Genomic DNA, 13,297 nt, shown 5'->3' on the forward strand with positions numbered 1-13,297 from the left:
GCCGAGAATCGCCGTCGGAACGGCGATTCTCAGCGTATTGGGCGACACTCGGCGGCGACCTCAGCGGGTCAGCGTGCCGAGCGAGCCCCGCGCCCGGTGGCTAGAGCCACTTGGAGGCGAGGTGCTCCGCGACCACGCGGCGGGTGGTGCCCGACTTGGCGCGCAGCACAATGCTCTCGGTGCGGATGATCGGGCCCTGGCGGCGCACGCCGTCGACGAGTCCGCCATCCGTCACGCCGGTCGCCACGAAGAACGTGTTGTCACCGCTGACCATGTCATCGAGTTCGAGCAGCTTGTCCACGTCGAGCCCGGCCGCGACCGCGCCCGCGCGCTCGGCGGTATCCTTCGGTGCGAGGCGTCCCTGCATGTAGCCGCCGATCGCCTTGAGCGCGCAGGCCGTGGTGATGCCCTCGGGGCTGCCGCCGATGCCGACGCACATGTCGATCCGGGTTTCCCAGCGGGCCGCGTTGATGCCGCCGGCGACGTCGCCGTCGCTCATCAGCCGGGTGCCGGCGCCGGCGCTGCGAATCTGGTCGATCAGTTCGGCGTGGCGGGGACGGTCGAGCACCGCGATGACCATTTCGCCGACCGGCTTGCCGGTGGCTCGGGACAGCTCACGGATGTTGTCGCCGATCGGTGCGTCGAGGCTGACGACTCCGCGGCCGGCGCCGCCGGTGACGATCTTGTCCATGTAGAAGACGGATGACGCGTCGAGCATGGTGCCGCGGGAGGAGACCGCGATCACGGAAAGGGCGTTCTGGCGGCCGGCGGCGGTGAGGCTCGTGCCGTCGATCGGGTCGACCGCGATGTCGCAGTGCGGGCCGGTGCCGTTGCCGACGCGTTCACCGTTGAAGAGCATGGGGGCTTCGTCTTTTTCACCCTCGCCGATGACGATGAGGCCGTCGAAATTGACGGTGCCGAGGAAGACGCGCATGGCGTCGACGGCCGCCTTGTCGGCGGCGTTCTTGTCACCGCGACCGATGAACGGAACCGCACGGATTGCGGCAGCCTCTGTCGCTCGCACCAGCTCCATGGCCAGGTTGCGGTCGGGGTGCGTGAAATTGAGGGCGATTTCGGGGCTGTTCACAGATGGTCCTTCCCGGACGAAGAGTGCGGCAGTGGCAAGACCCATCTTTGGGCCGGCATCGGTGATACCGGTGCTGCCTCCTTCAGCCTAGCGCCCGCTCCCCGCGCACCGCCTCTTCCGGCGCTGGCACGTCCGGGTACCCATCTCGGTAGGATGAGAGAACCGAAACGGTTCAACCGAGGAGACTCAACAATGCCCATCGCTTCCCCAGACCAGTACGCCGAGATGCTCAGCAAGGCCAAGACGAAGGGGTTCGCTTACCCGGCGTTCAACGTTTCGTCCTCGCAAAGCATTAATGCTGTCCTTCAGGGCCTGACCGAATCCGGCTCAGACGGCATTATCCAGGTCACCACCGGTGGCGCAGATTATTTCGCCGGCCACACGGTCAAGAACCGCGCATCCGGTGCGCTCGCCATGGCTCACTTCGTGCAGTCCGTCGCCGACAATTATCCCGTCACCGTCGCCCTGCACACCGACCACTGCCCCAAGGGCGCCCTTGAAGACTTCGTGCTGCCGCTCATCAGCGCCTCCGAAGAAGAGGTCAAGGCCGGCCGCAACCCGATCTTCCAGTCGCACATGTGGGACGGTTCCGCCATCGCTCTCCCCGAGAACCTGGAAATCGCCAAGGACATCCTCAAGCGCACCCAGGCGATCAACGCGATCCTCGAGGTCGAGATCGGCGCCGTCGGCGGCGAAGAGGATGGCGTCGAAGGCGACATCAACGAGAACCTGTACACGACCCTCGATGACGCACTCGCCATGATCGACGCCCTCGGCATGGGCGAGAACGGCCGCTACATGGCCGCGCTCACCTTCGGCAACGTGCACGGCGTCTACAAGCCCGGCAATGTCAAGCTGCGCCCGGAGCTGCTTAAGGAGATCCAGGACGGCATCGCCGCCAAGCTCGGCACCGGCCCGAAGCCGCTCGACCTCGTCTTCCACGGCGGCTCGGGCTCAACCGACGCCGAGATCGCCGAGGCCGTCGCCAACGGCGTCGTGAAGATGAACATCGACACCGACACACAGTACGCGTTCACGCGCGCGGTTGCCGGCTACATGCTCAAGAACTACGACGCCGTGCTCAAGGTTGACGGCGAAGTCGGCAACAAGAAGGTCTACGACCCCCGCGCCTGGGGCAAAGTTGCCGAGACGGCCATGGCCGCCCGCGTGTCCGAAGCCACCCGCCAGCTCGGTTCCGCCGGCCAGTCGAACAGCTAGCACCGAATGACGATGGCCGAGAATCCCCTGTCGACTCCTTCGGGAACCCCTCCGGAGGATTCCCGGCCACGTCCCCGGTACGGCGAGCTTGCGCCCGAAGGCTGGAGTTGGACTCCCGCCCCGGATGAGCGCACGCTCCCCGCACCGGCAGTCGCACCGGCTGCCGCCCCGGCTGCCGGCCCGGGTTCCCCGGAAAAACCCGCCGGGCCCTTCCGCGGCGGCAAGACGCCGGCCTGGGACCGCCCCGTGACCCTGAGCCTGCTCGTCTTCGGGCTCCTGGCGACGATCTTCTTCATCGGTGCCCTGAGCGGGCTCCCCGACGCGTTCAAGATCCTCTACGAGCAGCGAGACCTGGGCACATACACACCGGACGACGCCATCCCGGGCCTGATCGTGGCCGGGAGCATCGCCGAAGCCCTGATCTGGCTCGCCACCGCCGTCGGCTCGATCCTGATGACGGTGCGCGGCAAGCGGGCCTTCTACCTGCCCCTGATCGGCGGGGTCGTGTCCTTCACCGTGCTCATCGTCATCGTGAGCGTGGCTCTGACCACCGACCCGACCCTGCTCAACCTGAAGCCGTAACGCTCAGCCGCTGAGCGGTTCGGCCGCCCAGACGTTCAGCCGCACGAATCGTGTGCATGACACGGTCACCGTGGATGTGACGGTCGACGCCTCCTTGCGCGCACCGGCCACCGTTCCTAGCCTGAACGCATGAACGATGAGACCGTACCGATACCGCCCGTCCTCCAACTGCGCCTGGTCGTCGAGGCGGCAGACTACGACGCCGCCGTGCGCTTCTACCGTGACGCTCTCGGCCTCACCGAGGCGGAGTCCTTCGAGGACGAGAGCGGGGCCCGCGGCATGGTCCTCGACGCCGGCCGGGCGACCCCGGAGCTGCACAATCCAGCCCAGCGGCGGATGGTCGACGATCTCGAGACCGACGGCAACCCGAGCGGGCACATCCGTGTGGCCTTCGAGGTCTCCGACGCGGCCGGCAAGACCCGGCAGCTCACGGATGCCGGCGCCGCGTTGATCGCCTCGCCGCGGGTCACCCCGTGGCAGTCACTCAACTCTCGCCTGCAGGGGCCGGCCGACCTGACCGTGACCCTCTTTCAGGAGCTGGAGTTCCAGACCGGCTGAGGGGCCCCGTCAGGCTGCCTATTCGGGCCGGCTGACCCGCCCGCCGAGCGCGCGCGCATCCGCGTTGCCGGCCAGGTCCTTGCGGAGTTCCTTGGGCAGGGAGAACAGGAGGTCCTCCTCGGCCGTCTTGACCTCCTCGACGTCGCCGTAGCCGGCTTCGGCGAGGTCGGCGAGCACCTCGTGCACGAGCTCGTCCGGAACGGATGCCCCGCTCGTCACCCCGACGGTGACGACGCCGTCGAGCCACTCCTGCTTGATCTCGCTGGCGTAGTCGATCCGGTAGGCGGCCTGGGCGCCGTACTCGAGCGCCACCTCCACCAGACGCACCGAGTTGGACGAGTTCGCGGAACCGACGACGATGACGAGGTCGGAGTCGCGGGCTACCTTCTTGATCGCTACCTGGCGGTTCTGGGTGGCGTAGCAGATGTCGTCGCTGGGCGGGTCCTGCAGATTAGGGAACCGGGCGCGCAGGCGTCGAACGGTCTCCATGGTCTCGTCCACGCTCAGGGTGGTCTGGGACAGCCAGACGACCCTGTCCGGGTCGCGCACCTCGATGGTGTCGGCCTCGTCGGGGCTGCCCACGAGCGTGGTGTGCTCCGGCGCCTCGCCGGCGGTGCCCTCGACCTCTTCGTGGCCTGCATGGCCGATCAGGAGGATCTGGAAGTCGTCGCGGGCGAACCGCACGGCCTCGCGGTGCACCTTGGTGACCAGCGGGCAGGTGGCGTCGATGGCGAGGAGTCCACGGTCGGCCGCGGCGTTCACCACGGCCGGCGAGACGCCGTGGGCGCTGAAAACGATATGGGAGCCGGCGGGCACCTCGTCGACTTCCTCGACGAAGATGGCGCCCTTCTTCTCCAGCTCGGAGACCACGTGCACGTTGTGCACGATCTGCTTGCGCACGTAGACCGGGGCCCCGTACAGCTCGAGCGCCTTCTCGACGGCGATCACGGCACGGTCCACGCCGGCGCAGTAACCGCGGGGGGCGGCCAGCAGCACCCGCTTGTGTCCGTGCACCGGGGTATCGTTGAGCCTGTTGCGTGCCCGGGGAATCCGGGGCATGCCGAGGCCGATCACAGGCGAATCCGTACTGATAGTCACGCCATCCAGTCTATGGGTGCCCGACTGCACAGTCCGTGGGAGGAACGATTGATGACGGATGCACCGCCCACCCTGGAGACCCCGTGGCCGGTCGCGCTGCTGGCCAACAAGATCCGCGGCTACATCGACCGGCTCGGCACCGCCTGGGTGGAGGGCGAGATCGTCCAGTGGGGCGCCAGCGGCGGCAACGTCTACGGCAAGCTGAAAGACCTCACCGAGGACGCCACGGTCAGCTTCACGGTCTGGTCGTCGGTGCGCGCGAAGCTCACCAGCGACTTCAAGCAGGGCGACCGTGTCATCGCCCTCGTCAAACCCAACTTCTGGGTCAAGGGCGGCACCCTCACCATGCAGGTGTTCGAGATGCGCCATGTGGGCCTGGGCGACATGCTGGAGCGGCTCGAGCGGTTGCGCAAACAGCTGGCCGGCGAGGGGCTCTTCGACGCCGCCCGCAAGAAGCCGCTGCCCTTCCTCCCCCATTGCATCGGGCTGGTCACCGGCAAAGACTCCGACGCGGAGAAAGACGTCATCCGCAACGCCCAGCTGCGCTGGCCGGCCGTCAGCTTCCACCTCGCCTACGCGGCCGTGCAGGGCGACCGCATGGTCGCCGAAGTGACAGCGGCCATCCAGAGGCTCGACGCCGACCCGGAGGTCGACGTGATCATCGTCGCCCGCGGCGGCGGCGACTTCCAGAACCTGCTCGGCTTCAGCGACGAGAGACTGGTTCGCGCGGCGGCCGCCTGCGTCACCCCACTGGTCAGCGCGATCGGGCACGAGGCCGACCGGCCGCTGCTGGACGAGGTGGCCGACCTGCGTGCCTCGACGCCCACGGATGCCGCCAAGCGCGTGGTTCCCGACGTGTCCGACGAACTGAACCGGGTACAGCAGGCCCGTGCCCGCCTCAGCAACCGGCTCACCGGCATCCTCGCTCATGAGGTCGACCGGATCGGGCAGCTCCGGTCCCGCCCCGTACTCAGCACCCCCGAGTGGCTGATCGATTCCCGCTCGGAGGACCTCACCCGTTTCGTCGCGCGCGGCACCGAGCTGGTCGGCCGGGCGGTCGAGCGCGCAGGCACCACGGTGCTCGAGCTGCGATCCCGGCTGCGCGCCCTCTCGCCCCAGGGCACCCTTGACCGCGGGTATGCCATCGTGCAGCTGGCGGACGGGCGGATCGTGCGCGCACCCGGCCAGGCGCCCGCCGGCACCGCGCTCCTGATCACCCTCGCCGAGGGGAACCTGCCCGCCACCGCGGGCGCCGCCCCGTCCGCCCCTCTCCCCTCGACTTAGAATGGAAGCCATGACCCCGGCAGCAGATGACATCACAGCCCTGAGTTACGAACAGGCCAGGGACGAACTCGTGCGCGTGGTGAACGCCCTCGAGCAGGGTTCATCGACGCTCGAAGAATCCCTCGCGCTCTGGGAGCGCGGCGAGGCCCTCGCCCGTCGCTGCGAGGAATGGCTGATCGGCGCGAAGGCCAGGCTGGACGCCGCCCGGGCCGGCCAGGCCCCGTCCGCCGCGACCGCCGGATGAGCGCCGCCAGGCGCGCTCCCCGCGTCGTCGCTGAACTCGGACGCCCCGAGACGCCGGAAGAGACGAAGAGCAGGCTGGCCGAGAATTCGCGCAAGTACCGGTCTCACAAGACCGTGAACAACCTGGTGCTGTCGCTGCTGGCCACACTCGGCACGGTGCTCGTGCTCGTGCTGCTGGTTCCGCGCAGCGAGGCTCCGATCGACCGCCCCGTCGACTTCGCCACGGTCGCCGCCCAGGCTCAGACCGGGCTCGACCAGACCCTGATCGTGCCGAAACTGCCCACCGGCTGGAAGGCGAATGCGGCCCAGTGGCGCCTCGGCGGCACCGACAGGATCCCGTCCTGGTACATCGGCCTGCTCACCCCGGGCAAGGAGTTCATCGGCCTCACCCAGGGCCTCGACGCGAACCCGAGCTGGCTCGCCGAGAAGCTGGACAACGCGCCGGTCGTCGACACCGTCACCATCAACGGGGTCACCTGGGACGTCTACCGCAACACCGCGCCGCAGCAGGATCACGGCAACTTCGATTCCGCCCTCGTGACCACCACCGCGGGCAGCACCTACGTTCTGGTCGGCACGGCCGGCGAAGACGAATTCGCGGCCCTCGCCGAGGTACTCGCCGCGCAGATCAGCACCAACACCGGAGGAACACAATGACCGGCAAATCCACTCCGGCCGAGGTCTGGAGCGACCTGCAGCGGGGCAACGACCGCTTTGTGGGGGGCGAGCCGCGGCATCCGCGCCAGGACGTCGACCGCCGTGCCGAACTCGCCTTCGTGCAGACCCCCGATGCGGCCCTGTTCGGGTGCAGCGACTCGAGACTGGCCGCCGAGATCATCTTCGACAAGGGTCTGGGCGACCTGTTCGTCGTGCGGAACGCCGGCCAGGTCATCTCCGACTCCGTGCTCGGCTCGCTCGAATACGCCGTCGCCGTGCTGGAGGTGCCGCTGATCCTCGTGCTCGGACACGACGGCTGCGGCGCCGTGCGGGCCGCGATCGATTCGCAGTCCGCCGACGCGGTCGCCCTGCCCGTGCACATCACGAAGATCATCGAGAAGATCGTGCCCGCCGTGCGCCGCGTCAGCGGGGCGACGGATGCGACGCCGATCGACCCGGATCACGTCGACGCCCTCGCGGTGGGTCGCGAGCACCTGCGCGACACCGTTGCCGAACTGCTGGAGCGCTCGGAGGTGATCAGCGCCGCCGTCGCAGAAGGTACATTGGCTATCGTCGGGGCTAATTACCGGCTGCTCGAAGGCCGTGCCGTGCCCGACATCGTCGTCGGCGTGGTCTAGGTCGACGTGTCCAGCCGCGCTCCGGCGCGCATTGTGGCGTTCCGCCGGCCTGCCGGCGTCGCTCACATTTTACGAACTGCAGTTTCCCCAACCGAAAGGTAATACACACAGTGGTGGACAAGACCGTTGAAGCCGACTACCGGATCGAACACGACACGATGGGCGCGGTCCGGGTTCCGGCCGCCGCCCTCTACGGGGCCCAGACGCAGCGCGCCGTGGAGAATTTCCCGATCTCCGGCTCCGTGCTGGAGTCGGCCCAGATCGGCGCGCTGGCCCGGATCAAGAAGTCCGCCGCCCTGGCCAACGCGCAGCTCGGCGTGCTCGACGGCGACATCGCCAACGCGATCGCCGCGGCGGCCGACGAGGTCATCACCGGCCGCTACGACTCCGAATTCCCGATCGACGTCTACCAGACCGGCAGCGGCACCTCCTCGAACATGAACATGAACGAGGTCCTCGCGACCCTCGCGACCCGGAGCCTCGGCCGCCCGGTGCACCCGAACGACCACGTGAACGCGTCCCAGTCCTCGAACGACGTCTTCCCGACATCCGTGCACCTGGCGGTCACTAGCGCGCTCATCGACGAGCTGATTCCCGCCCTCGACCACCTGGCCGTGTCACTCGAGGCCAAGGCCGAGCTGTGGGTCGGCGCCGTTAAGGCCGGCCGCACCCACCTGATGGACGCCACCCCGGTCACCCTCGGCCAGGAGTTCGGCGGCTACGCGCGCCAGATGCGCCTCGGCATCGAGCGCGTGCGCTCCGCCCTCCCCCGCGTCGCGGAGGTCCCCCTCGGCGGCACCGCCGTCGGCACCGGCATCAACACGCCGGCCGGGTTCCCGCAGCTCGTGATCGAGCTTCTGGTCGAGGAGACGGAGCTGCCGGTCACGGAAGCACGCGACCACTTCGAGGCGCAGGCCAACCGTGACGGCCTCGTCGACGCATCCGGCGCCCTGCGCACCATCGCGGTCAGCCTGACCAAGATCTGCAACGACCTGCGCTGGATGGGCTCGGGCCCAAACACCGGCTTCGCCGAGTTGAACATCCCCGACCTGCAGCCCGGTTCCTCGATCATGCCCGGCAAGGTCAACCCGGTCATCCCCGAGGCCGTGCTGATGGTCTGCTCGCGGGTCATCGGCAACGACGCCACCATCGCCTGGTCCGGCGCGTCCGGGTCGTTCGAGCTGAACGTCGCCATCCCGGTGATGGGCACCGCACTGCTCGAGTCGATCCGGCTGCTCTCGAACGCGACCCGCGCGCTGGCGGACAAGACCGTCGACGGCCTGACCGCGAACGTGGAGCGCGCCCGCGCGCTGGCCGAGTCGTCCCCCGCGATCGTCACCCCACTGAACCGGGTGATCGGCTACGAGGCCGCCGCCAAGGTCGCCAAGCACGCCGTGGCCGAGGGGCTGACCGTGCGCGAGTCCGTGATCGCCCTCGGTTTCGTCGAGCGCGGCGAGGTCACCCTCGAGCAGCTCGACACGGCGCTCGACGTGCTCAGCATGACCCGTCCGCCCCAGGCCCGGTAGCCCGCCCCGAGCGCCCGGCACCTCCGCCGCTCGCGCAGTCACCAATTCGACGGAGATTTTGCTCCCAGAAGTCTGTTTTCGGTCCGAAAACGGGTTTTGGGGCAAAATCTCCGTCGAATTCGTTGGGGCTAGGCGATCTCGTTGCCCTCGAGCATCTCGGTGACCAGGGCCGCGATCGCGCTCCGCTCGGAGCGGGTCAGGGTCATGTGGGCGAAGAGCGGATGCCCCTTGAGCGTCTCGATCACGGAAGCCACCCCGTCGAACCGGCCGACCCGCAGGTTGTCCCGCTGCGCCACGTCATGGGTCAGCACCACCCGGGAGTTCGTGCCGATCCGGCTCAGCACGGTCAGCAGCACATTGCGTTCGAGGGACTGCGCCTCGTCGACGATGACGAAGGCGTCGTGCAGCGACCGGCCACGGATGTGGGTGAGCGGCAACACCTCGAGGATGCCACGGTCGATGACCTCCTCCAGCACGTTCTCCGAGACGATCGCCCCGAGCGTGTCGAAGACCGCCTGCGCCCACGGGCTCATCTTCTCGTTCGCGTCGCCCGGCAGGTAGCCCAGCTCCTGGCCGCCCACCGCGTAGAGGGGGCGGAAGACCATGATCTTGCGGTGCTGCTGGCGCTCCAGCACCGCTTCGAGCCCGGCGCAGAGGGCGAGCGCCGACTTCCCCGTCCCGGCTCGACCTCCCAGCGACAGGATCCCGATCTCCGGGTCGAGGAGCAGATCGATGGCGAGCCGCTGCTCCGCCGACCGGCCCTTGAGCCCGAAGACGTCGCGGTCGCCGCGGACGAGCTTCATCTGGCCGCTGCCGGTGACCCGGCCGAGGGCCGAGCCCCGGTCGGAGTGGATGACGAGCCCGGTGTTGATCGGCATGTCCTGCACGAGGCGGGTGTGCATGACCTCGTTCTCGTAGAGTTCGTTGATCTGGTTGGAGCCGAGCGTGATCTCATCCATCCCGGTCCAGCCCGAGTCCACGGCCAGCTCGTGGCGGTACTCGTCCGCCATCAGGCCGATCGAGGCGGCCTTCACCCGCAGGGGAAGGTCCTTGGAGACCACGGTCACGTTCAGCCCGTCATTGGCGAGGTTCAGGGCCACCGCGAGGATGCGGGAGTCGTTGTCGCCCAGTTGCAGCCCGGAGGGCAGCACCGACATGTTGGAGTGGTTCAGCTCCACCCGGAGGCTGCCGCCCTCACCGACCGGGATCGGGAAGTCGAGCCGTTCGTGCTTGATCCGGAGCTCGTCGAGCAGCCGCAGCGCCTGGCGGGCGAAGTACCCGATCTCCGGGTCGTTGCGCTTGGCCTCGAGTTCCGCGATGACCACCACGGGGAGCACGACGGAGTGCTCGGCGAAACGGAAGATCGCCTTGGGATCCGAGAGCAGAACCGAGGTGTCCAGCACATACGTGCACTGCGCCTGTTCGGCCTCAGCCGAGGCCGCCCGGTTCGAACCCGCATTGTCAACCTGATTAGCGGTCACAATCACTCCCACCCCGCGCCCCCGGGGGCGCAGATTGTGTCGGCGAGAGGCCACAGGGTTATCGAGCCGTACTTATGTGGCCGTCTCGACCAGGCAGTATGCCTGATGAGGATGACGTTAGTGAGCGCGGCCCGGCAAGGGAAGAGCGACACGCCCATTGAGACCGTACGTTAACCCGCCCGCAGTCAGCAGGTCATCCGTCAGCACGTCAGCGGTCAGTAGGTCACCGCGGTGGCATACGAGGTCAGTGCCCCGCGCAGCATATCTACCGTGTCGACGCTCAGGGCCGCGTGGACGCTGAGCCGCACGGTGCCCTGGCGGGCGGTCGCGGTGACCCCGTGGTTGTGCAGGGCGGCGCTGAGCAGGGTGAACTGGCTCGCGGGCGGTTCCAGCACCACGATCCCCGCACGTTCGCGTTCGTCCCGGGAGGACGCCACGGGCACGGCGAATTCGTCGGCGAGGTCGATGAGTGTGGACACGTTCACGGCGACCGCCGCTTCAATCGAACGGATGCCCACCTCCGCCACCTCTTCGAGGGCGGTCGCGAACCGCGCCTGCGCGATCGGGTCGGGGTTGCTGACCCGGAAGGCGTTCGCGCCGCGGCTCGGGGGCAGGATCTCGTCCCACGGCTCGGCCGTGTCGGTGCCGGCGAAACCGGAGAACACCGGGATCAGCCGTTCGATCGCGCGGTCGCTGAGGGCCAGGAACCCGGTGCCCCAGCCGGCCCTGGCCCATTTCTGTCCGCCCGAGGCGACGACATCCGCGACCTCGTACGGGACATCCGTGATTCCGAACCCCTGAATGGCGTCGACGATGAGCAGGCGGTCGCCGATGACCTGACGGATGCCGTCCAGGTCGACGCGGTACCCGGTGCGGGAGTCGACCAGGCAGACCGCCACCGCGGCGGTGGCCGGGGTGAGTTGTTCCCTGATCTCCCCGGGGGTCACCCGGCCGTGCTCGGTCTCCAGCCAGAGCGGGGTCACCACCCGCAGCGCCTCGGCCGCACGCGCGGCGGCGAAGGGGACCGTGGGGAAATCCCCGGGCGAGAGCAGCACTCCCCCGGTCAGGCCGAACATGGCCTGCATGATCCCGGTGGTGGTGTTGGGCTCGGAGACGACCTGGTCGGCGCGGAAGCCGGTGGCCGCGGCGACCGCGGCACGCAACCGTTCATCCTGGGTCCGGAAGTGGTCCAGGCTGCCGTATCGGGCGCGGGAGAGGACATCCGTCTGGCCGAGCGTCTCGCTCACCACGCCGGCGGACAGCGGCCCCACCCTGGCATAGTCCAGGTACCCGGGCTCCTCGAGGAACCCCGCCGTGAACCGTTCGATGGAGCTCATGGGGTCTCCTACCCGCCGAACCGGCGCTGGCGTTTGGCGAAGTCACGCAGGGCACGCAGGAAGTCGACCTGCCGGAGGTCCGGGCCGAGGGCTTCCACGAAGTAGAACTCGCTGTGGGCGCTCTGCCACAGCATGAAGTCGCTGATCCGCTGCTCGCCCGAGGTGCGGATCACCAGGTCGGGGTCGGGCTGGCCGCCCGTGTAGAGGTGCTGGCCGATCAATTCGGGGGTGAGCGTTTCCGCCAGGTTCTCGAGCGACCCGCCGCTCGCGTGGTGGGCGCCCACAATGCTGCGCATGGCGTCGGTGATTTCGGTGCGCCCGCCGTAGCCGACGGCGAGGTTGATGTGCAGGCCCTTCTTGCGTGCCGTCCGCGCCTCCGCGGCGTCCAGGGCCGCGATCAGCGGTTCCGGCAGGCCGGCCTTGGACCCGACCTGCTGCACCCGCCAGTCCCGGTAGCGGGAGAGCTCCTCCGCGAGCTTGGCGATGATCTTCGTCAGCTCGGTGAGCTCCTCGCTCGGCCGGTTGGTGAGGTTGTCGGAGGACAACAGGTAGAGCGTGACCACGGAGATCCCGAGGTCGTCACACCATTTGAGGAACTCGCGCATCTTGGCGGCGCCGGCCCGGTGCCCGTGGGCGGCGGAATCGAAGCCGAGTTGCTTGGCCCACCGACGGTTGCCGTCGATGATCATGGCCACGTGATCGGGCAGCACCTCCGGGGTCAGTCCGCGTCGGAGTCGGCGCTGGTACACCCCGTAGAGGATGCCGCGCGCTATTGGAATGTCCCGCTTCTGCACACATCGACGCTAGCCCACTCGGGGCCGTTGCGTACCGCTCCGGGCATGAAGCCTGCCGTATTCTTGCCTCATGGCCACACCAGATGACATCCCCAACCTGCCGTTTCTCGAGGATGACACCCCTCAGCCGGTGGACGTCAGACCCACCTGGCGCGGCTGGATCCACGCCGGCACGTTCCCGGTGACGATCGTCGCGGGCATCATCCTGCTGCTGGCCGCCGATGGCGCCGCGGCCCGGTGGAGCTCGCTCGTGTTCGTGCTCAGTTCCATGCTGCTGTTCGGCAATTCGGCGCTGTACCACCGGTTCGACTGGCAGCCCCGCACGAAGGTGATCCTGAAGCGGATCGACCACGCCAACATCTTCCTGCTGATCGCGGGCTCCTACACGCCGATCGCGGTGCTGGCGCTGCCGCCGGAGAAGTCCACGCTGCTGCTGTCGCTGGTCTGGGGCGGGGCGATCCTGGGGATCGCCTTCCGGGTGTTCTGGATCCATGCCCCGCGCTGGCTGTACGTTCCGCTGTATCTGGCGCTCGGCTGGGGCGCGCTGATGTTCATCGTGGACTTCTTCCAGGCCAATGCCGCGATGATGACCCTGATCATGATCGGCGGGCTCTGCTATTCCGTGGGCGCCGTGGTCTACGGACTCAAGAAGCCCAACCCGGTCCCGGGCGTGTTCGGGTTCCACGAGATCTTCCACACCCTGACCGTCGTGGCGTTCCTCTGCCATTGGGTGGCCATCCTGATCATCGCCACCCACCCGCTCTACCCCTAAGGGTGCGGACCTGACCCTGCCG

14 protein-coding genes are annotated in these 13,297 nt (G+C 68.3%); 9 read left to right on the plus strand and 5 right to left on the minus strand.

What is annotated here, in order from left to right; all coding sequences use genetic code 11:
- Positions 1–100 precede the first annotated feature (100 nt).
- Positions 101–1,033: a class II fructose-bisphosphatase gene (gene glpX / locus E3T24_RS16935; RefSeq protein WP_241975912.1), complete on the minus strand. Its 933-nt coding sequence runs from the start codon at positions 1,031–1,033 to the stop codon at positions 101–103.
- A 246-nt stretch (positions 1,034–1,279) separates the two neighbouring features.
- Here glpX and fbaA point away from each other — a divergent pair, with 246 nt between their 5' ends.
- The 3 genes from fbaA (at position 1,280) to E3T24_RS16950 (ending at position 3,445) form a co-directional block, all read left to right on the plus strand.
- On the plus strand, positions 1,280–2,305 hold the full coding sequence (fbaA, locus tag E3T24_RS16940; protein WP_134366503.1) for a class II fructose-bisphosphate aldolase: 1,026 nt from the start codon (positions 1,280–1,282) through the stop codon (positions 2,303–2,305).
- Positions 2,306–2,317: 12 nt separating this feature from the next.
- Complete coding sequence (locus E3T24_RS18140; RefSeq protein ID WP_241975909.1) at positions 2,318–2,887, plus strand: DUF6264 family protein; 570 nt, start codon at positions 2,318–2,320, stop codon at positions 2,885–2,887.
- A gap of 129 nt (positions 2,888–3,016) precedes the next feature.
- Positions 3,017–3,445, plus strand: a complete 429-nt coding sequence (locus E3T24_RS16950) for a VOC family protein (RefSeq protein ID WP_134366505.1) — start codon at positions 3,017–3,019, stop codon at positions 3,443–3,445.
- Between the two features lie 18 nt (positions 3,446–3,463).
- Here the strand turns inward: E3T24_RS16950 and E3T24_RS16955 are convergent, their stop codons facing one another.
- Positions 3,464–4,504, minus strand: a complete 1,041-nt coding sequence (locus E3T24_RS16955; RefSeq protein WP_134366532.1) for a 4-hydroxy-3-methylbut-2-enyl diphosphate reductase — start codon at positions 4,502–4,504, stop codon at positions 3,464–3,466.
- Between the two features lie 90 nt (positions 4,505–4,594).
- On the opposite strand from E3T24_RS16955, the gene xseA reads away from it, so the two are divergent.
- The 5 genes from xseA to E3T24_RS16980 all read left to right on the plus strand — a co-directional run bounded on the left by xseA (position 4,595) and on the right by E3T24_RS16980 (position 8,891).
- Positions 4,595–5,827 carry an exodeoxyribonuclease VII large subunit gene (gene xseA, locus E3T24_RS16960; RefSeq protein WP_134366506.1) on the plus strand — a complete coding sequence of 411 codons (1,233 nt, stop codon included), beginning with the start codon at positions 4,595–4,597 and terminating at the stop codon, positions 5,825–5,827.
- 1 nt (position 5,828) lies between these two features.
- Complete coding sequence (locus E3T24_RS16965) at positions 5,829–6,071, plus strand: exodeoxyribonuclease VII small subunit (protein ID WP_198416031.1); 243 nt, start codon at positions 5,829–5,831, stop codon at positions 6,069–6,071.
- Positions 6,068–6,727, plus strand: a complete 660-nt coding sequence (locus E3T24_RS16970; protein ID WP_166789230.1) for a DUF4245 domain-containing protein — start codon at positions 6,068–6,070, stop codon at positions 6,725–6,727. Before E3T24_RS16965 ends, E3T24_RS16970 begins: the two co-directional genes overlap by 4 nt.
- Positions 6,724–7,365, plus strand: coding sequence for a carbonic anhydrase (locus E3T24_RS16975; RefSeq protein ID WP_134366509.1), 642 nt, complete (start codon positions 6,724–6,726; stop codon positions 7,363–7,365). The genes E3T24_RS16970 and E3T24_RS16975 overlap by 4 nt, the downstream gene beginning before the upstream one ends.
- Positions 7,366–7,475: 110 nt before the next feature.
- The gene (locus tag E3T24_RS16980) at positions 7,476–8,891 is read left to right on the plus strand and encodes a class II fumarate hydratase (protein ID WP_134366510.1); all 1,416 of its coding nucleotides are present in this window, start codon (positions 7,476–7,478) and stop codon (positions 8,889–8,891) included.
- A gap of 128 nt (positions 8,892–9,019) precedes the next feature.
- Here the strand turns inward: E3T24_RS16980 and E3T24_RS16985 are convergent, their stop codons facing one another.
- The 3 genes from E3T24_RS16985 to E3T24_RS16995 all read right to left on the minus strand — a co-directional run bounded on the left by E3T24_RS16985 (position 9,020) and on the right by E3T24_RS16995 (position 12,503).
- Entirely contained in the window at positions 9,020–10,372 is a 1,353-nt protein-coding gene (locus E3T24_RS16985; protein ID WP_241975908.1) for a PhoH family protein, read from the minus strand.
- A gap of 215 nt (positions 10,373–10,587) precedes the next feature.
- On the minus strand, positions 10,588–11,709 hold the full coding sequence (locus E3T24_RS16990; protein ID WP_134366511.1) for an aminotransferase class V-fold PLP-dependent enzyme: 1,122 nt from the start codon (positions 11,707–11,709) through the stop codon (positions 10,588–10,590).
- 8 nt (positions 11,710–11,717) lie between these two features.
- Positions 11,718–12,503, minus strand: a complete 786-nt coding sequence (locus tag E3T24_RS16995; protein ID WP_134366512.1) for an isoprenyl transferase — start codon at positions 12,501–12,503, stop codon at positions 11,718–11,720.
- Between the two features lie 70 nt (positions 12,504–12,573).
- Here E3T24_RS16995 and E3T24_RS17000 point away from each other — a divergent pair, with 70 nt between their 5' ends.
- Positions 12,574–13,275 (plus strand): hemolysin III family protein, encoded by a 702-nt coding sequence (locus tag E3T24_RS17000; RefSeq protein ID WP_134434888.1) that lies wholly within the window; start codon positions 12,574–12,576, stop codon positions 13,273–13,275.
- Positions 13,276–13,297: the final 22 nt, after the last annotated feature.

It is taken from the genome of Cryobacterium sp. TmT2-59 (assembly GCF_004403545.1).
GTDB classification, from domain to species: Bacteria; Actinomycetota; Actinomycetes; order Actinomycetales; family Microbacteriaceae; genus Cryobacterium; species Cryobacterium shii.